Below are 18,689 nucleotides of genomic sequence, written 5' to 3' on the forward strand. Positions count from 1 at the left end.
CACTGCCATCCATCGATCACGTTGGGTTCACTCCACGAAATGGCGAAGCCGTAAGGCGGACATGGCCACCGTCGGCAGTTCCTGATTTCAGGTGTTCGGTCGAATCGCCGTCCTTGACGCCACTGATGGAGGCTGGCCACTCGGCAGGACGGAAAAGCAGCTCGGGACTCTTGCTGTCACGGATCGCGATGATGTCCGGAAGATTCCCGGCGACCTCCACACGTTAGCCGCCATTCCCGCCGGAGCGTGACGAATTTCGCCACACGGCGGCGCTCGGGCCCGGTCCCCGCTGACCGAGATCTGCCTACGGAGTGGGATGGGCCGGACGGAGGCCCCCGCGTTCGCTCGGCTGAGCCTGGCCGCCACCCGCGGTCTCCTCTTCGACCTGCTGCTGACCGGCGACCGGAAGGCGTGTCAGGGGAGGCCGGCTGGAGTACCGCTCGCGCGCACCTACGGGGCCGCTGTCACGGCCGCAGGACGGCCTTGATGACTCCGTCGGCGCGCTGGTCGAAGGCCCGGTACAAGCCGGGCGCGTCATCGAGCCTGCCGTGATGGGTGACCACCACGCTGGGACGGGCCCGGCCGGACAACACGAGATCACGCAGCAACACTGTGTAGCGACGATCATGCGTGCGGCCGAACCTCACCGAAACCCCCTTGGAGAAGAAGGTCGCCCACGGCGCCGTCAGGCGGCCGTCGGCGTGCCCCTCGGGGGCCGGGTGCAGGTCCTTCTCGGCGTAGACACCGATGATGCCCAGATGCCCGGTCGGGTTGATCAGCCTGGCGAGATCGGAAACGACCTGCGTCGGGTTCTCCGCTCCGGGGGTCAGGCGGTCGTGGGCCTGGAATCCCACCGCGTCGATGCCCACCTGGACCCCGCCCATCGCCGTCTCGCCGGGCGCCAGGCCGCCGGCCCGGCGTAGCTCGCGAATCTGGTCGACCGGATCCCCCTGCCGGTAGTCGACGGGAACGGCACCGATTTCGCCGGCCTTGTCCAGCCGTTCGGGTATCGCGTCGACGACGTAGACCTCGGCGGCACCCTTCAGCAGGGAACTGTAAGCCGCGAGCAGGCCGATGGTCCCCGCGCCGAACACCGCGACCGTCGCGCCCGCGGTCACCTCGCCCAACACGGTCGCGTGCCAGCCCGTCACGAACGCGTCGGCCAGCAACACCAGATCATCTTCGTGGGCGTCGCCCGGTTCCCCGGGCACAGGGACGCAGTTGGCGTCAGCGAAGGGCACCCTCAGCAGCTCGGCCTGCGCGCCGCGGTACGGACCCATGCCCGCGTAGCCGTAGGCCGCGCCGAAGCCGCCGGGGCGCACTCGCAGGCAGGCGGCAGACAGCCCCCGCGCGCAGTTGACGCACACCCCGCAATACACATGGGTCGGGATCACCACCCGGTCCCCGGGCTTGACCATCTCGACCGCCGAACCGGCCCGCTCGACGATCCCGAGAGGCTCGTGCCCCAGAACCAGCCCCTGGGTGGCTCCTGTGCGCCCGTCGTACATGTGCAGATCGGTCCCGCAGATCGCGCTCGAGGTGACCCTGACGACGACGTCTTCGGGTTCCTCCAGCACCGCGTCGGGGACGTCCTCGACCGCGACCGAGCGGGTGCCGGCGAAGACGACCGCCTTCATGCCGGCCCCTCACCGGTTGTCGTCATCCGAACCTCCACCGTTTCCCCCGGCGGCCGCGTCGCACGCCGATCCCCGGCATCCGTGGTGACGCTCCCTTGGGTGTCACTCACCGCTGTACCCACTCTTGGGCGTCAACAGGTGACTCCGACGCGGGCTCCAGGCCCATGCGAGCCGACAGGCGGTCGGCGGCCGCCATCAACTGAGGTGGGGTAGGGCGACGGGTCACCATGAAGAGGGTGAGCCTGCCCGGAACGGCCACCGTCGAGACCTGCTCCTCCGGTTCGGCGTACGAGATGCCCATCCCGCGGGGCAGGACGATCGGGCAGCGAAGCAGGCGGCCCATCCGTACGGCCGTTTCCGCCGTGGCCGCCGTACGGGGCCGGGCGCCCAGCTCGGAGAGCCGCCGGTGCAGCGTGGCGGTGGACGCGTCGTAGGTGTACGCGACCACATCGAGCCCGGCGAACGGCTTGCGCCCGGAGCCGAGCGGCACACCCGGTGGGATGAGGACGGCGAGCCGATCGCGGGCCACGGGCAACGCCCCGACCGTACTGGGCAACCGCATCTGATTGGCGATCGCGACGAAGGCCACGTCCAATGAACCCTCGCCGACCCACTCGACCAGCCGATCGCCGTGGTCGGTGACCTGGTGCACCGTCACGTCGCCCAGTAGTCCCTCCAACGCCGGAAACAGCCACGGGGCGAGGCTGCCGAACGTGCCGACGGTGAGGGTGCCCGCGCGCGCCGCCGCCCGGGTCCGATCGAAGATCGCCTCCAAGTGTTCAAGGACGTGGGCCGCCTCCGCGGCGAGCGCCCGCCCGGCCGGCGTCGGTCGTGCTCCGGTCGTGTCCCGGTCGAAGAGTCGTTCGCCGATCCGCCGCTCCAGCGCGGCCAGCCGATTGCTCGCGGCCGGCTGACTGATGAGCAGTTCTCGCCCGGCCGCGCCGAGCGAGCCGTGCCGGGCGAGCGCCTCGACGAGCCGCAGATCCTCGACCGTGGGTAATGAGCTCATAAGTCCACATTATGAGCCGACAGGGCGATCCGCGACCTACCCGGGAATCCCACCTGATTTCAGGATTGGCTCCATGACCGCCCGCCGCGATATCGCCGCCATGCTGATCACAACGTTCCTGACCTGGATGGGACAGCGCACGACCGCCGTGGCGCTCCCTCTCGTCGCGCTCGCCGAGACCGGATCGGCCTGGGCCACCGGGTTGGTCGGCGGGGCTGTCGGGCTGCCCATGCTCACATCGGCGTGGTGGGCCCGGGGACTACGGCAACGACTGACGACCGGCCACGCTCTCGCCGGCGTGCTCGCCGTCCAGGTGGTGGGGTTGCTCGTCGTCCCGATCGGCGCCGCCCTCGGCACCGTCGGCCCGATCCACCTGGCCGCCGCCGGGCTGATCACCGGCTGCGCCACCGCCGTGAGCGCACCGGCCCAGCGGGCACTACTCGCCGACATCTGCGACGGTCTGGGTTCCGGCGTCGCCGCCCGGATGCTCGCCTGGCAGGACTTCGCCCACCGGAGCACGATGATCCTGGCGCCGCCGCTGGCCGGGTGGGCGATCAGCGTCAGCGGCCCGTTCGAGCTGCTCTGGGCGGAGGCGGCGGGCGTCGGCCTCGGCGCGGCCGTACTGCTGACAGTAAGAGGCGATGCGACGGCCACCGCCGACGGCGAGGTAACGGACGCGCCGGCCCTCCGGCACATACTGGCCCGTCACCCGGAGGTACGCCGCGCCGTGACCATGTCCGGCGTCGGCGGCCTCGTCTGGTTCGCTTTCACCCTCGGGCTGGCGATCCTCGGCGCCGAGACCGGCCGGCCCGGGCTGCTCATCTCGGCCGGCATGACCGGGTACGGAGTGGGCTCCCTCATCGGCGCGCTCATGGCGCCGACGGTCGTCCCCCGACTACCGTCACTGGGCACCATGGCCACCGGATGGATCGTCCTCGGAATGGCCTTCGCCGCCCTGCCCGCGGTGACCTCGTCGCTCACGCTGATCGCTTGCCTGGCCGCAGTCGGCGGCTTCGCCATGCCGCTCGGCATCGGAGCGATGAACCGGCTGATCACCGTTCGGACCGACGGCGCGGAACGGCGAGCGGCCTTCGCCGCCGAGAGCCTGGTGCACGACGGGGCAGTGTCACTCGGCCTGCTCGGCGGCGGAGCGATCATCGGCCTGGCCGGCGCGGGGCCGACGCTGGTCGTCGCCGGTGTCGCACAAGTCGCCGTCGCGCTCCTCGCCGGACCGTGGATGATCCCGGTACCCGCTCCCCGGGCGCGGGACGTCTCCATTAGCCGGCTGGTTGATCGAGACAGCATGACCGTGTGATCGCTCAGGCGTTCTGGCCGCCGAGCAGGACCGTCTCAGGTACCTGGCTCACGTGGTCGGCGGGAGCCGGGTCGACGCGGGGGAGCACGTTCCTCGATGGGCGGCCATGGCCTCGCCCAGGTCACCGGGTGCGACAAGCATCAGCACGAAAAGTCGCGTTAGGCGGTCATCCGGGCTAACGCCGGCGTGACTTTCCGTTCTGAGTTTCTCGGACTAACCGTGACGTATTCTGCCCCGTGCCATCCGGCCTGACTCGACTGGCCCGGAATTGAAGTGATGAATCAGTCCGCTTGCCCCGGCGTCTCAGCAGCGCGCGCCTTCTCGCAACTCCAGGAGCGGCAGGCCCGCCGCGTACCGCCGGAAGAATCCGGCCGTCGGGGTGTCCGCCGTCGCGACGGCGTCCGGAGTGCCCTCCGCGACCACCGCACCCCCGTCCGGACCAGCCCCCGGCCCCAGGTCGATCACCCAGTCCGCGGACGCGGCGACGGGGATGTCATGTTCGGCCACAACGACGGTGTTGCCCGAGTCGAGCAACACATCGAGCGCATCCACCACACGCTGGATGTCAGACGGGTGCAGGCCCGAGACGGGCTCGTCGAGAACGACGAGCCCGGCCTTGCGGCTCGCCGCACCGCGCTGGATCGCGGACGCCAGCTTCAGCCGCTGCGCCTCGCCGCCGGACAACTCGGTGGCGCTCTGGCCGAGCTGGAGATAGCCAAGCCCGACCTGGTTCAAGGCTCCCAGGGTCTCCGCGAGTTGCCGGGGTTCGGAGAACTGCTCCACGGCCTCGGCGACGGTCAGCTCCAGCACCTGATCGATGGCCAGCCCCTGATACCTGATTTCCAAGGCCTCCGGCTTGTAGCGCCGGCCCTCACACGCGTCGCAGACCACCCACACATCCGGCAGAAAGTGCATGTCGACCAACTTGCGGCCATAACCGGTGCAGATCTCGCAGCGGCCACCACCCGCGGTGTTGAAGCTGAACCAGGAGGCATTGACCCCGTGCCCGCGCGCCATGTCGGTTTCGGCGAACAGCTTGCGGACAATGTCGAACGCCTTGCTGTAGGTGGCCGGGTTGGACCGCGGCGTCCGCCCGAGAGGTTCCTGATCGACGACGGCGACCCAGTCGAACCCCTCCAGCCCGGTCACCTTCCGCACCGTGTCGGTCGCCGTTCCGTTGAGGGCGGCCTCCGCGCCCGCTGCGAGCGCGCCGAGCAGGCTGCTCTTGCCGCTGCCGCTCACCCCGGTCAGGCAGGTGAGCCGACCTGCGGGGAAACGCACCAGGTCCGCGGTCACGTTGTGCGCACGCAGGCCGTGCAACTCCACCCAGCCGGTGTCGTCCGTGGCCGGGCGGCGGGTCCGGCGCAGCCTCGGCCCCTCGCCGGCAAGATAACGTCCGGTCAGCGACGTCGGATGGGCGGCCGCGTCGGCGGGAGGACCCGACACCAGGATCTCACCGCCGAGGCGGCCCGCGCCGGGCCCCATATCGATCACCCAGTCGGCCCGGGCGATCAGCTCAGGGTCGTGCTCGACAAGGAGCACCGTGTTGCCGGCCTTTCGTAGTTCCAGGGCGATGTCGAGCAGGTGTGCCTTGTCCGCCGGATGCAGCCCGGTCCCGGGCTCGTCCAGGACGAAGATGATGCCGCTCAGCTCGGTGCTGAGCTGCGCGGCGAGCCGGGTCCGCTGCAGCTCACCCCCGGACAGTGTCGCCGCGCTCCGGGACAGCTGGAGATGGGCCAGGCCGAGCCGGTCCAGGATTCCGAGCCTGCGGCCCAGGTCCTGCAGCAGTGGCTCACCCACCTCGCGCTGCCGGGCGCCCAGGTCATTCGCCACACGTTCCGCCCAGCTGCGCACTTCCCGTACGTCCACCTCGAGCAGGTCGGGATAGGTCAGCCCGCCGAGCCGCACGGATCTGGCCACCTGGTTGTACCCGCTGCCGCCGCAGGTGCCGCAGGGCTGCTTGCGCATGTACGGCAGGTAGCGCTGCTTGGCACTGGAGGTCTGGGCGTTCATGAACACCCGCTCCACCTCGGCGAGCGCGCCCCGCAGCGGCTGGCTCGAGGTGTAGGTCACCGAAACCGTCTCCTTTTTGCTGGACATGTCGACGGTCGCCTCGACCTTCTCCTCACCTGTGCCGTACAGCACACAGTGGCGGAACTCCTCAGGCAGCGACTGCCACGGCCGACCGAGGTCCACGCCCCGCTTCTCGGCAAGCGCCGGCACGAACGCGTGCTCCCCCGACCGCCACTTCGCGTACCAGGGTGAAGCCCCCTCGAAGAGCGGAAGCTCCGGGTGGGGGATGATCAGGTCCTCTTGCGCCTGCCAGCGTCCGCCCACCCCGTGGCAGTCCGCACAGCTCCCTTCCGGCGTATCGCGGTCGAAGTGAGCGGTCGTCAGATGCCCGTCTCCGCTCTCCGCCGCCGGGCCCGCGCCGATTCCCGGAAGGCGCGAGTACAGCAGTCCCAGGTGCCCATCGATGCCGGTGATCGTCGCGACCGTGGAGCGGGGGTTGCGGTTCAGGCGGCGCTGGTCGACCGCGAGCGTCGCGCCGAGTCCCAGGATGCGGTCGACCTTCGGGCGGTTGCGCTGGGTGATGTACTGCCGTACGAACGGCGAAAGCCCCTCCAGATACCGCAGTTGGGCCTCGTTGTGCAGGGTGTCGATGGCCAGCGAGGTCTTGCCGCTGCCGCTCACTCCGGTGAAGGCGACGAGCTGCCCCTTGGGGATGCTCACCGACACATCCCGCAGATTGTTGGTACGAGCCCCCACCACGTCGATGGTCTCGCGACCCATACTCGCGACGTTCCGTACGAATTCAGTCATCCTTCGTCCAACCTCTCGCAACACAGCAGAACATGGGCGTACAGACCCCCATGCCGAACGAACCGATCACGCCACAACGCGGCGGCCGCTCATCACCAGATGGCGCTGAGCGACCGCTTCATCAGGTCTTTCAGCACGTGGCCGGTCCCGATGCGGCACGTGCTGCAGACAGATCAAGAACGGGACGCCGCAGTGAGCTTGGCGATGTCGGGGGCGAAGACGCTCATCCAGTGCGGATGCAGCCGGTAGTAGACCACGTCGTTGTCCCAGTCGAAGAGGTTGTCGCCGTAGAAGTCCTTGAAGTAGGCGAGCAGGTCCGGCCAGTCCGCGGCCGGCTCGCCGCCTGGGGGGTTGAGGATCTCCACCGTGCCGTGCGTGAACACGCCCAGGTCCTCACCGCGCATGTGCGCGGCGCTGGCGGCGGGACGGGCGGCCAGATGGCGGGCCTTGGCGGCCTTGCGGGCCGTGCCGAAGTGCCACTTACCGTGCAGGAAGTGCCCGTCCACCCCGCTGATCCGCGGCTCGCCCTTCGCCGTCACGGTGGACAGCGCCAGGGTGCACATCCCGGTGAGGACCCCGGTGAGCTCCTCTGCGGTCAGTGTGCTCTCGGTGTTGATGATCGAGCGGAGATGCGAGGTGGAACGGGAGAGAGAAGCGTCCAGCAGGGCCTGTAGCTCTTTGAGATCTTCTCGCGTTTCGCGCATTGCGGTCCTTGTCCGTAGGGCTCGGTCCGCGTCCTCCATCGGCGCCGACCAGCGAACAATGCTCGCCTAAAAACCCGACACCTTGTGTCATGGTTTTCATCGGTTGTGCGAACACCACCGGGGCCGCTCCGTCGGCGTGCGGTCGATCAAGTCAGCCGCCGCCAGGCCTGATCACGCCTTGTAGTACTCGCGCATGAGATGGGTGGCCCAGGCCGGTTGCCGGACCGGGTCGGTGGGCGCGAACTCGACCAGATAGGGCTTGATGTCCAGCACGGGGGTGCCCTCCAGCGCGTCCAGGTCGGCCACATGCAGGTCGCGGCCATCAACGGCCAGCAGCCGGCACACCGAGACGCCGAGCCGGTTGGGCCGATACGGCCCACGGTGCGCGAAGACACCAACGAGCGGGCCGTCGGGATTCTTGCGCGGCGGCCGGGGGCGGCTCTGCACGTCCGCCTCGTCGATCCGGTCGAACCGGAAGACGATCTCCAGGTGGGAGAACTCCTGTAAGCCCTGCAGGGCCGACGGCTCGAAGCGGTCCTCCAGCCGGATGACGGCCTTGACGTCGTACCAGTTGTCCTCGTACATCTCCGGCCGCCCGCCGAGGACGCGGGCGACGGGGCTCAGGATGGCGTCGTCCATCATGAGTCACCTCGCATGGAGCAGAGGTGGGCGCAGAGGGTGTCGCCGACCCATCGCTCCCAGCGCTCGCGCGTCCACCCGCGCTCGCGGACGAACAGCAGGTACAGCTCGGGGCTGAGCAGGCCGTACAGCAGGTCGGCGGCCTCCTCCACGGACACCTCGGCTCGCGCCCCGGGTTTGCCGGCAAGCGCCTTGGCCGCGCCCTGCTGGACGACGTACCGGGGATCGACGTCGTGGGGCCACAGCGCGGCGACCTCGGGGTCGCTCGCGCACGCCCCGTCCAGCACCTTGCCGATCGGCGCGACCCGCTCCAGGACCGAGGTCGTGCCCGCGACGTAGGCGCGCAGCATGTCCGGGGCGGTGCCGGCGGCCAGCGCGTCGACGTACCAGGGCCGGTCCATCGTGGCCACCGGCTCGTCATCTCCGGCGATCGTGACGTCGACCAGCTCCTTGAGCAGGGCGCGCTTGTTGCCGAAGACGAAGTAGATCGTCTGCACCGCGACCCCGGCCTTGTCCGCGACGTCCTGCAGGTTCGTCGCGCCGTATCCGTCCTGCACGAACAGTTCCATCGCCGCGTCGAGGATGCGCCGACGCGTCTCCCCGGCTTTCTGCGCTCGTTTGTTCGGCCGCTTGACATCACTCATGGCTAGAGTCTATCTCTAGATTTGTTCAATAGAAGTCAACTCTAGAGAGAAGGTCCAGCTAATGCCGGTCATCAGCGTTACCCGCTTCCAGGCCGATCCCGCCGACGCCGAGCAGGTTCAGGCCCGGCACGCCGCCCTGGTCACCGCGATCAGAGCCACCCTGCCCGGCCTCACCGAGGCACGCCTCGGACGGCTGAACGACGAGACGTGGGTCGGCGTCTGGCGCTGGGATTCGGCCGCCAGCCTCCAGGCGGCACGCCAGTCCGCGCCCGGCACCCCCGCGGCCGTCGCGGCGTTCGAGGTGGTCCGCGACGTCACGGCGGAGGACATCGAGGTCCTGGCCGAGATCTGACCGCCTGTCCCGGCCCCGGAACCCGGGGCCGGGATCCCCGATTCAAGGACATGACATGATCGAAATCGACGCGTTGACCAAGGTGTACGGCTCGGCGCAGGTCCGGGCGGTCGACGAGGTGTCGCTGACCGTCCCCGCCGGATCGGTCTTCGGCTTTCTGGGCCCCAACGGGGCCGGCAAGACCACCACCATCAAGATGCTGGCCGGCCTGCTGACCCCCACCTCCGGTCAGGTCCGGCTGGGCGGCTTCGACGTGACCCGGCAGCGCTCAGCCGCGATGGCGCAGTTCGGCGCCGTGCTGGAGGGCTCACGAAACGTCTACTGGAGTCTGTCGGCCTGGCAGAACCTGATGTACTTCGGCCGGCTCAAGGGCATGCGCAAGGCCCGGGTCGCCGAGCGCGCCCAGGATCTCCTGACGGATCTGGGCCTGTGGGAGCGCCGCCACGACAAGGTGGGCGGCTTCTCCCGGGGCATGCAGCAGAAGGTCGCGATCGCCGTCGCGCTGATCGCCGACCCACCTGTCGTCCTGCTGGACGAGCCGACCCTCGGCCTGGACGTCGAGGCGACCCGCACCGTCAAGAACTGGATCGCCGAGCAGGCCCGTGAGCTCGGCACCACCATCCTGCTCACCACCCACCAGCTGGATGTGGCCGAGGAACTGTGCGACCGGGTGGCCGTCATGCGCCAGGGGAGGCTCGTGGCCGACCTGCCCACACGGGAACTGCTGGCGCGCTTCCGGGAACGCGACCGGTACGAGATCCGCGTCGAGGGAGCGGCGCCGCCCGGCTTCGACGCCGTTACCCGGGAGGGCGTCACCACGATCAGCGTGCGGGTGAGCGATCCGAGCGAGGTGTATGAGGTGGTTGAGCGGCTGCGCGCACAGGGGGTTGTGCTGGAGTCGCTGACGCAGGTGCAGCCCGATCTGGAGGATGTGTTCCTCGCTCTGGTGAACGAGCCGTCCCATGCGTGAGATCGTGCGAGCGGAGATCGGCAAGGGCCTGCGGGTTCAGCTCGCTCACCCGGTCGGACATGTGATCACGCTGCTGATCAGCACCATGATGTACCTCGGCCTGCAGTTCGTCCTGGGCCAGGGCGAACTGCGTCAGGACCTGCTGCCGCAAACCCTGGTCGCCATCGGCGGCTACTGGTTCCTGCAGTACGCCGGCCTGGTGATGGTGGCCGACCTCATCGAGGAGAAACGCGCCGGCACCTTCGCCCAGTCCCAGATGAGCCCGGCGCCGCCGTGGCTGCCGATGCTCGGCCGGCTGATCACCGCCTCGATCTTCGGGCTGGCCGTGGCCGCCGTCGCCGCCCTCGTCCCGATGCTGGTGGCCGGGATCACCATCCCCTTCCGCTGGGCCGCGCTCCTGCCCGCCGCGCTTCTGGGAATCAACGCGCTGGCTTTCACTTTCCTGCTGGCCGGCCTCGCCCTGGTCTCCCCGATGATCGGCGCCCTGCAGTCGCTGTTCACCTCGCTGGTGCTCCTGCTCAACGGCTCGTTCCTGCCGCTGAACCTGTATCCGGACTGGCTCGCCGCAGCGGCCAGAGTCCTGCCCACCACGCTGGGCATCGAGGCGCTCACCCAGACGCTGTTCGAGAGCCGAACCCTGACACAGCTCTGGAGCGGCGGCACCCTGCCCTGGCTACTGGCCCACACCCTCGCCCTCACCGCCGTCGCCGGCCTGCTGTTCGTCCGCAACCACCGCCGAGCCCTGGAGTCGTCATGACCTTCGCCCGCGGATTGGCCGCCGAAGTCCGCAAGGGCCTGCTCAACCTGCTCGCCGGATGGCGTGAGGTCCTCATGGAGATGATCACGTTTCCGCTGTTCTACCTTCTCATCGTGCTCTTCATGGGACGCGGGGAGCTGCGTGCGGACCTGCTGCTGCCGGTGCTGCTCGGCATGGTGGCGCTGACCTTCATCCATGAGCAGGTCAACCGGGTGTTCTGGAGCTACCTGGGCGACATCCAGTCCGGCGTGCTGGAACAGACCTACCTGACCCCGCTGCCCTCGGCCGCGAGTATCCTCGGCCGGCAGGTCGCCGCCGTGATCGCGGCCGTACCCACCGCGCTGGCCGTCCTGACCACCGGCGCGGTCGCCATCAGCATCCAGGGCGGGCAACTGCCCTTCGACGCGCAGGTGATCGTCCCGCTGGCCGCCATCGTGCTGGGCACCTGCGGGCTGGCGCTGATCCTGTGCGGGCTGACCCTGGTGTTCAAACGCATCGAGATCATCACCCAGCTGTCCGTGGCCCTCTACGCCATCGCCGGCGGCACCCTGGTCCCGCTGGCCGCCCTGCCCGACCCGATCGCCTTCCTCAGCCGGCTGGTCGTCCCCATCGCGCCGGGCATCGAGGCGATGCGCGACATCCTGCTCGGCGGGCATTCCCTGGCCGCACTCCCCACCGGCTGGGGCCTTGGCTGGCTGCTGACCCAGCCGCTGCTCATCACGGCCGCCGGGGTCATCCTGTTCAACCGGCTCGAACACCTCGCCCGGCACCGCGGCACCCTCGGCCGCTACTAGGCCAAGAACCTGAAGGAAGAGAGCAATCGACGTGAATGTGTTCTTGTGGGTGGCGCAGGCCGTCCTGGCCGCCGTCTTCGGCCTGGCCGGGGTCCTGCATTCCACCCTGCCCAAGGAGAGACTGCGCCCCATGCTGCCCTGGGTGGAGGACTTCGCCCCGGCCCGGATCCGCCTGATCGGCGTGGTCGAACTTCTCGGCGCCCTCGGTCTGATCCTGCCCGCCGCCACGGGCATCGCCCCGATCCTCACCCCGCTGGCCGCAGTCGGTCTGGCGATCATCATGCTCGGCGCCGCCGTCACCCACGTCCGCCGAAAGGAGCCGGCGGCCGTCGCCGTCAACGCGGTGCTGCTCGCGCTGGCCGTCCTCATCGCCTGGGGCCGCTTCGGCCCGAACGCCTTCTAACGGCTGCCCACCGCGGCGACCTCGTACGGCGCCCAGGCGGTCAGCTCGAACCGCCCGTCCCCGTGCGAGGTGGCGAGCCGCCCGCCCAGGGTCTCGAGCCGGGTGGTCAGATTCCCCACCCCCGCCGAACCAGGACGCCCCTTCACCGAGGCCACCCCGTCATTGCGGACGCGCAGCCGTATCCCCTTCCCCTCCGTCACCGTCGCGATCGCGCAGTGCCGTGCGGAGCTGTGCCTGAGTACGTTGGTGACCGCCTCACGCAGCACCGCGCTCAGCACGGTCTCGGCGTCGGAGGTGAGCGCCTCATGCCCGAGCGACAACGACACCTCGATCCCCGCGGCCGTCAGCACGGAGCGCGCGGACTCCGCCTCGGCGGTGAGCTCCAACTCCAGCTGTCCACCGGACACGGCGCGCAGATCAGTCTTGGCCCGCTCGGCCATCTCCAGGGCCTCGGCGAGCTCCACGCGCGCCCGCGGAGCGTCGAGCCGCCTGGCCAGCTCGCACTTCAGCAAGATTGCCGCCAGGCTGTGCCCGAGCAGGTCGTGCAGGTCGCGGGCGGCGCGCAGCCGCTCTTCGACGACCGCGGTCCTGGCCAGCTCCTCCTTGGCCTCCCGCAACTCCTTCACTACCTGGCCGAGCCTGCTCAGGCTGTAGATGACCAGCCCCGTCACCAGGGTGCTCACCGTGTAGTTGACCACGACGGGCGTCGGCAGCCCGAGCAGGACGCCGATCACCGCCACGCTGGCCATCTCCCCGGCGACCAGGGACAGCCCCAATGCCCACGGGAAGGTGAGCAGCAGTGGCCCGGCCAGGAACCCGGCGATACCCAGCCAGGCCCGGCCGAACAGCGCTATCGGCGCGTACGCCAGCGCCGCCATGACCAGCAGTCCCACCGTGTGCCGTCCCCTGAACAAGCTCAGGTGCATGAAGACGATCGCCGCCAGCAGGACGAGGCCGGGGACGAGGAGGCCGGAGGGGGCCTGGAGCAGTGCCTTGGCGCTGAAGCCCACGAGGATCGCGGTCAGGAGGCTGATCGACAGAGCGTAGGCGTGCTCCTCGCCGTACAGGGTGGCGCTCTCTTCGGCCAGCCGCGGGAGCACGGCCTCGACGACGTGGTGGCCCTGGGGCGACAGGCTGGTGGTGAGGGTGCCGCCTGCCTCCGCGAGCCGGGCGGGCAGGTCGCCGAGGAGTTCCTCGCCGGCGTTGGGCACGCCGTCGTTCGTCACGCGGAGCCGTACCTGATGGGCGAGGACGCGGGTCTCGATGGCGCAGAAGGTGGCGCCGCCGTGCCGTACGACCTGGGTGACCGACTCCCGCAACACCGTCGCGAGCAGCGCCCCCGGGGGGCCGAGCGGTTCGGTGTGGCCGATCTGGACCTCGACCGGGACGCCGGCGGCGCTCAGCATCGCCCGAGCCGTGGTGATCTCGGGCGCCAGCGAGGTGGCGCGGTAGTCGGAGGCCGCGGACCTGGCCTCGGCCAGGGCCAGGCGCGCGGTGCCGACAACCTCGGCGATGGACTCGCGGCTGGGAGCCTCGGCCGACAACCCCTGGGTGATTCCTGCCAGGGCCCGGCCAAGACCGTCGTTGAGCTGGGCGGCGATGCGCAGCCGTTCCTCCGACACCGCTGCGGCGGCCAGGGCGCGCCTGGTGGCCTGCACCTCGTCGACCTGCTCGATGAGCCGCGTCAGACCATAGATGATCAGCGAGATGAGGATCATGGAGATCGTGGAGTCGAATGATTCACGATCGATGATCGCGGCGCTCACCGCGACGGGGATCGCCAGCGGCCACAGCCGTGTCAGCAGCAGCGAGCCGCCGAGGAAGCCGAGCAGGCCGACCGGCACGTCCAGCCAGGCCGTGGCGGCGTAGGCGATCACGGCCTGGGCGGGAAGGAGGCGAGCGGGACGGGAGAGCCGCAGAACGTACGGCAGCTGCATGGCGAACATCGGGGCCGCCAGAAGGACGCCATAGGGGGCGGCTAAGGCGTAGACGCTGGAGAATCCGGCGAGCACGGCGACGACGATCCAGCGTGCACGACGCGACACAGCGACCCCCCAGAATCATGACGGATCGCTATGTCACCACATGGGGGCGATATTCCTCACATTGGTACCGTGGTTCCGCCCGAACCGAGCCGGCGTGTGTCATGGCCGAGTCATCAGCACTTCCGGTCACGCGCGGGCAGGTGGCCGGTGACGAGGAAGTCGGTGACGGTCCGGTCGCCGCAGGCGTTGCCGTTGGCGAGGTAGACGCCGTGACCGCCGGAGTCGACGGCGACCATGCGAGCCCGCTGCCCGAACGCCTCGCGCATCTTCAGGGCCCCGCTGTAAGGCGTGGACGGATCGCGCAGATTCTGAATCAGCAGGACGTTGGCCGGGCCGCGCGAGCTGATCCTGGTGGCTTTCTCCACAGGCTTGAACGGCCAGTACGCGCACGGCCCGAGATTGACCGGCATGCCCGCGGTCAGCGGGTAGGCGGCCCGGTTGCGCTTGACCTGCTGCTCGTGCCGGGCGATCGAGTTCGGCCATTCGATGTCGTTGCACATCGTGGCACCGGCGTGCGCGGCGGTGTTCTGGAGAGCGGCCTCCTCCGGCTGGTTCGGAGTGGGCAGCTCGGCGCGGTTCAGCGCGGCTTTCATGAGCCCGGCCAGCATCGGGTAATTGGCCGTGGAGTAGAGCGCGTTGAGCAGGGTCTCCCTCAGGAGGTTGCCGGTCAACTGCTGCTCCGGCTTGGCGCCCGGCCACGCCAGCGGCTCGCGGTCCAGCCGGGCGGCGAGATCGAGGAAGGTCCGGCGCACGGCGGCCGCGTCGGCACCGAGGCCGTAGTCGCTGTCGCGCGCCGCCGCCCAGGCTCCGAAGTCGGGGAAGCTGTCCTCCACACCGACGGCGTAGTTGGCCAGCCACTGGCGCGACACCTTGTGCGGATCGGGGTCGTCATTGCTGTCGAGGACCACTCGATCGGTGGTGCCGGGGAACATCGTGGCGTGGACGGCGCCCGCGTAGGTGCCGTACGAGACGCCCCAGTAGGAGATCTTGTCCTCGCCGAGCGCCACGCGGATCCGGTCGATGTCCCTGGCGTGGTTGCGGGTGCTGATGTGCCGGATCAGCGGCCCGCCGTTGCGGGCGCAGGCCTCGGCGATCCGGCGCGACCACGCCGCGTTCTCGGTGATGCCGCCGGCCGCGTCGGGGTACGGCTTGAGCCGCGTGAGGGAGAGGTCGGCGGGCGCGAGCCCACAGGAGACGGGTGAGCTCTTTCCCACGCCGCGCGGGTCGAACCCGATGATGTCGTAGCGGTCGAGCACTTCCTGGGGCAGCTTCTTGACCAGGGTGCTGGGCCGGTTCAACCCCGGGCTGCCGGGACCACCCGGGATGATCAGCAACACGCCACGGCGGACCTCGGGGCGAGCCGTCTTGATCCTCGACACCGCCAGCGTGACCGACGGACCGCCGGGGGCGGAGTAGTCCATCGGCACCTCGATCGTCGTGCACTCCTGCCGGGGATCGACGCCCTCGCCGGGCAGGCAGGCGCCCCACTGCGTGGCGGCGGCGTGCGCCGGGGCCGCGAGCAGTGCGGTCGTCAGGGCGGCTGCGGACAAGAGGGCGGGGGTTTTCATCAGGATCCTTTCGGTTCTGCGGATGTCCACGACTCTGCCGGGTCGTTGATCGTCAAGCCAGAGACCTCATCAGTGATCACCCGTGACCTCGTCATAAAAGCGACAAACGCCCAGAATCTGCACAGCATCCGTAATTCAGCACATCCCAGTGCGTTCGGCGATCATCGCGCCGCCGCCTGTTGAAGCGGCCGAGTTCGCTCACTCTCGTGGCCGGCAGCCTGCCCCGCCGCCGACGCGCCGAACGCCCGGCTTCGCGGAAGGCGGTGACGCGTGGTGCGGGCCACGCGTGGCAGGCATGTTCAGTCAGGCACTGCCTGGGCGGCACCGCTGCGTGATCCAACCGTCTTGCCGCTCAACGGCGCAGCCGCGCGTTGAGCCGTGCGGCCTGTCGCGTGAGGTGGTCGCGTTCGGGGAGGCTGGGCGCCGATCGTGCGGCTTCGGCGTAGAGCCGTGCCGCGGTGACCGGGTCACCGTCACGCTCGTGTAGGTACGCCGCGGCGGCGGCGTGGCGTGGCAGGGCGGGGTCGAGCCCCGCCAGGGCGGCCAGACCGGCCCGCGGACCGTCGGCCTCACCGACGGCGACGGCCCGGTTGAGGCGGGCCACCGGGCTGTCGGTGAGGCGCACCAGTTCGTCGTACCACTCGACGATCTGCACCCAGTCGGTCTCCTCGGCCGTCTGGGCGTCGGCGTGGAGCGCGGCGATGGCGGCTTGGGCCTGGAACTCGCCCAGGCGGTCGCGGGTGAGGGCTGTCTGGAGCACGTCGACGCCCTCGGCGATCAGACGGGTGTTCCACAGGCTGCGGTCCTGCTCGGCAAGCGGCACGAGCCGCCCGTCGGGAGCGGTCCGGGCCGGGCGCCGTGCGTGGTGGAGCAGCATGAGCGCGAGCAGGCCCGCGACCTCCTCATGGTAGGTCTTGACCGCCAGCTGGCGAGTGAGCCGGATCGCCTCGTCGGCGAGGTCGACGTCGCCGGAGTAGCCCTCGTTGAAAACCAGGTAGAGCACGCGCAGCACGGTGGCGACGTCACCGGGCTGGTTGAACCGCACGCCCGAGATGGTGCGCTTGGCCCGGCTGATGCGCTGGGCCATGGTCGCTTCCGGCACGAGGTAGGCCTGCGCGATCTGGCGCGTGGTCAGGCCGCCGACCGCGCGCAGCGTGAGCGCGACGGCCGAGGCCGGTGTCAGGGACGGGTGCGCGCACAGGAAGTACAGCTGGAGCGTGTCGTCCACCGCCTCGCCCGGGCCGGGCACGGGCTCGACCTCGACGCGTACCTCGCGGTGCCGTCGAGAGGTGTCGGCACGGGCGGCGTCAAGGAACTTACGCCAGGCGACGGTGACCAGCCAGCCTTTGGGGTCCTGTGACGGGCTGCCCGGCCACACGCGCACGGCCTCGACCAGGGAGTCCTGCACGGCATCCTCGGCCGCCGCGAAGTCGGCTCCGCGACGGACGAGGATGCCGATCACGGCGGGGGTGAGGCGCCGCAGCAGGGTCTCGTCCACCGTGCGTCACTCCGTGATGGTCGGGCACGCGGTCAGGAACGGGCGCAGCTCGAGCCATTCGTGGATCGGCTTCCCACCCGCACCCGGAGCCGCGGACAACTCGCCGGCCAGTTCGAGCGCCCGCTCGTAGGACTCGACGTCGATCACCATCCAGCCGGCGATCAGGTCCTTGGTCTCGGCGAACGGGCCGTCGGTGACCGGCGGCCGCCCCTCGCCGTCGTAGCGGACGAACGTGCCCTCCGGGGAGAGCGCCTGACTGTCGACGAACTCGCCGGTCTCCTCGAGTCGAGCGGCGAAGTCCCGCATGTACTGCATGTGGGCCGAAACCTCCTCCGGCGTCCACCGGTCCATCGGTACGTCGTTGACCGATGCCGGCGCGCCCCGGTAGTGCTTGAGCAGCAGGTACTTGGCCATCAGATTCTCCTTCGAGTGGTACGGCCCTGTGTGGCCATGTTCACCGCGAGGACGAAACCACACGCGGGTTCTCGACATCCCACCGCGATATTTCCTGGGGGACTTCAAAAAACTACGCGTACCAAGGTGGGGTCGCGGCCGGCCGACGATGCCGGCCAGCGCCTTCGACCTGACCCAGCCGCTGCGAGTTGAGCGATCACGGGGCGGCTACCCGGGCTGACTCGTAGCACCATGACGGCACGAACGGTCTCCTGAGGCCCCGCCGGAGGCGTCCTTGGGCGGAGGGAAAGCGGGCGGGGCCGAGGCGACGCGCGTGAACCAGCGCCATCTGGGCAGCGTCTCATGATCATGACGCGTGCGCGCTGGGTCCTGCTCATCATGACTGTCGCCGTTCTGGTCTCGGTGGGGCTGCTGTGGTGGATCACGACTGAGGACGACCGGCAGCTCGATAGGCACATACGGCAGGCTCTTGAAGGTTATGAGCAGGCGTTCGCGGAAGAGGGGGCAGGGGCCACTCCGACACCTCCGCGGCGGGACGGGTACGGCCCCCTTCTTGGCACTCCGTCCGTCAAGAAAGTGACCGTTCACCGGGACGGACAGACGCTCACCGCCGAGTTCACCGGGGCTCAGACCACTGGGCCGTGCGGCGCGGACTATACGGCGCAAGCCGTCGAGTCCGCGCATGCGGCACTGATCGTGGTGGAGGAGCATCCACACGAGAGGGGGAGTTCCTGGGATTGCCCGGATGTGGGATACCGCAGGCAGGTGATCGTACGGCTCGGCCGTCCCCTGGGCGAGCGTGTGGTGCTGGAGGCCATGCGGGGGATGCCCGCGCCTGTTGATCTCATGAGATGACCCGGGCGACGGCGGGTCCGTGGTCGCCTTGGGTGTGGCTGATGCTGGGTGCGGCGGGCGGCCCGAGCTGCTCGCGGCCGGGGCCGGCTCTACGCGGCCTGGCCGCCTCTGCCTAGCTCCATTTCCGCGTCGCCGTTGATGGGCGCGGATATGGTCGACGAAGGAATCTCCGGCGCGGCTCGAACCAATGAGCGTTCAGCGGAGTCCAACAAGATCACAGTATCGGAAGGGACTCATGTGATCAGCTGGTTGAACGGCACGT

Annotated in this window: 18 protein-coding genes; 7 read left to right on the forward strand and 11 right to left on the reverse strand. The window is 69.6% G+C overall.

Annotated elements, in window-relative coordinates; genetic code table 11:
- Positions 1-16: 16 nt before the first annotated feature.
- From AWQ71_RS41085 to AWQ71_RS38070, 3 genes are all read right to left on the reverse strand, one after another.
- Entirely contained in the window at positions 17-220 is a 204-nt protein-coding gene (locus AWQ71_RS41085; protein ID WP_245658939.1) for a DUF397 domain-containing protein, read from the reverse strand.
- Between the two features lie 244 nt (positions 221-464).
- Entirely contained in the window at positions 465-1,637 is a 1,173-nt protein-coding gene (locus AWQ71_RS38065; RefSeq protein ID WP_067143752.1) for a glutathione-independent formaldehyde dehydrogenase, read from the reverse strand.
- Between the two features lie 106 nt (positions 1,638-1,743).
- The gene (locus AWQ71_RS38070; RefSeq protein ID WP_067143755.1) at positions 1,744-2,646 is read right to left on the reverse strand and encodes a LysR family transcriptional regulator; all 903 of its coding nucleotides are present in this window, start codon (positions 2,644-2,646) and stop codon (positions 1,744-1,746) included.
- A 73-nt stretch (positions 2,647-2,719) separates the two neighbouring features.
- On the opposite strand from AWQ71_RS38070, the gene AWQ71_RS38075 reads away from it, so the two are divergent.
- Positions 2,720-3,961, forward strand: coding sequence for an MFS transporter (locus AWQ71_RS38075; protein WP_084259760.1), 1,242 nt, complete (start codon positions 2,720-2,722; stop codon positions 3,959-3,961).
- 303 nt (positions 3,962-4,264) lie between these two features.
- Here AWQ71_RS38075 and AWQ71_RS38080 read toward each other — a convergent pair whose 3' ends face one another.
- The 4 genes from AWQ71_RS38080 to AWQ71_RS38095 form a co-directional block, all read right to left on the reverse strand.
- Positions 4,265-6,754: an excinuclease ABC subunit UvrA gene (locus AWQ71_RS38080; RefSeq protein WP_157570830.1), complete on the reverse strand. Its 2,490-nt coding sequence runs from the start codon at positions 6,752-6,754 to the stop codon at positions 4,265-4,267.
- A gap of 203 nt (positions 6,755-6,957) precedes the next feature.
- On the reverse strand, positions 6,958-7,488 hold the full coding sequence (locus AWQ71_RS38085; protein WP_067143759.1) for a pyridoxamine 5'-phosphate oxidase family protein: 531 nt from the start codon (positions 7,486-7,488) through the stop codon (positions 6,958-6,960).
- Between the two features lie 171 nt (positions 7,489-7,659).
- Positions 7,660-8,127 (reverse strand): SAM-dependent methyltransferase, encoded by a 468-nt coding sequence (locus tag AWQ71_RS38090; RefSeq protein WP_157570831.1) that lies wholly within the window; start codon positions 8,125-8,127, stop codon positions 7,660-7,662.
- Positions 8,127-8,771: a TetR/AcrR family transcriptional regulator gene (locus AWQ71_RS38095; protein ID WP_067143763.1), complete on the reverse strand. Its 645-nt coding sequence runs from the start codon at positions 8,769-8,771 to the stop codon at positions 8,127-8,129. The genes AWQ71_RS38090 and AWQ71_RS38095 overlap by 1 nt, the downstream gene beginning before the upstream one ends.
- A 61-nt stretch (positions 8,772-8,832) precedes the next feature.
- Here AWQ71_RS38095 and AWQ71_RS38100 point away from each other — a divergent pair, with 61 nt between their 5' ends.
- From AWQ71_RS38100 to AWQ71_RS38120, 5 genes are read left to right on the forward strand one after another with little or no spacing between them, the layout of a single operon-like run.
- On the forward strand, positions 8,833-9,123 hold the full coding sequence (locus AWQ71_RS38100; RefSeq protein WP_067143765.1) for an antibiotic biosynthesis monooxygenase: 291 nt from the start codon (positions 8,833-8,835) through the stop codon (positions 9,121-9,123).
- 55 nt (positions 9,124-9,178) lie between these two features.
- Entirely contained in the window at positions 9,179-10,093 is a 915-nt protein-coding gene (locus AWQ71_RS38105; RefSeq protein ID WP_067143767.1) for an ABC transporter ATP-binding protein, read from the forward strand.
- Positions 10,086-10,850: an ABC transporter permease gene (locus AWQ71_RS38110; protein ID WP_067143769.1), complete on the forward strand. Its 765-nt coding sequence runs from the start codon at positions 10,086-10,088 to the stop codon at positions 10,848-10,850. Before AWQ71_RS38105 ends, AWQ71_RS38110 begins: the two co-directional genes overlap by 8 nt.
- Complete coding sequence (locus AWQ71_RS38115; RefSeq protein ID WP_067143771.1) at positions 10,847-11,644, forward strand: ABC-2 family transporter protein; 798 nt, start codon at positions 10,847-10,849, stop codon at positions 11,642-11,644. The genes AWQ71_RS38110 and AWQ71_RS38115 overlap by 4 nt, the downstream gene beginning before the upstream one ends.
- Positions 11,645-11,675: 31 nt before the next feature.
- Entirely contained in the window at positions 11,676-12,047 is a 372-nt protein-coding gene (locus AWQ71_RS38120) for a DoxX family protein (RefSeq protein WP_067143773.1), read from the forward strand.
- On the opposite strand, the gene AWQ71_RS38125 is transcribed toward AWQ71_RS38120, so the two are convergent.
- The 4 genes from AWQ71_RS38125 to AWQ71_RS38140 all read right to left on the reverse strand — a co-directional run bounded on the left by AWQ71_RS38125 (position 12,044) and on the right by AWQ71_RS38140 (position 17,572).
- Positions 12,044-14,092 (reverse strand): sensor histidine kinase, encoded by a 2,049-nt coding sequence (locus tag AWQ71_RS38125; protein WP_157570832.1) that lies wholly within the window; start codon positions 14,090-14,092, stop codon positions 12,044-12,046. The genes AWQ71_RS38120 and AWQ71_RS38125 overlap by 4 nt on opposite strands.
- 113 nt (positions 14,093-14,205) lie before the next feature.
- A complete protein-coding gene (locus tag AWQ71_RS38130) occupies positions 14,206-15,660 on the reverse strand; it encodes an alpha/beta hydrolase (protein WP_067143775.1) in 1,455 nt (484 codons plus the stop codon).
- Positions 15,661-16,012: 352 nt separating this feature from the next.
- A complete protein-coding gene (locus AWQ71_RS38135) occupies positions 16,013-17,158 on the reverse strand; it encodes an RNA polymerase sigma factor (RefSeq protein WP_067143777.1) in 1,146 nt (381 codons plus the stop codon).
- A gap of 6 nt (positions 17,159-17,164) precedes the next feature.
- Positions 17,165-17,572: a YciI family protein gene (locus AWQ71_RS38140; RefSeq protein WP_067143779.1), complete on the reverse strand. Its 408-nt coding sequence runs from the start codon at positions 17,570-17,572 to the stop codon at positions 17,165-17,167.
- A gap of 342 nt (positions 17,573-17,914) precedes the next feature.
- Here AWQ71_RS38140 and AWQ71_RS38145 point away from each other — a divergent pair, with 342 nt between their 5' ends.
- A complete protein-coding gene (locus tag AWQ71_RS38145; protein ID WP_067143780.1) occupies positions 17,915-18,427 on the forward strand; it encodes a hypothetical protein in 513 nt (170 codons plus the stop codon).
- Positions 18,428-18,689 lie beyond the last annotated feature (262 nt).

The sequence above is a fragment of the Microtetraspora malaysiensis genome (assembly GCF_001528665.1).
Lineage (GTDB): Bacteria > Actinomycetota > Actinomycetes > Streptosporangiales > Streptosporangiaceae > Microtetraspora_A > Microtetraspora_A malaysiensis.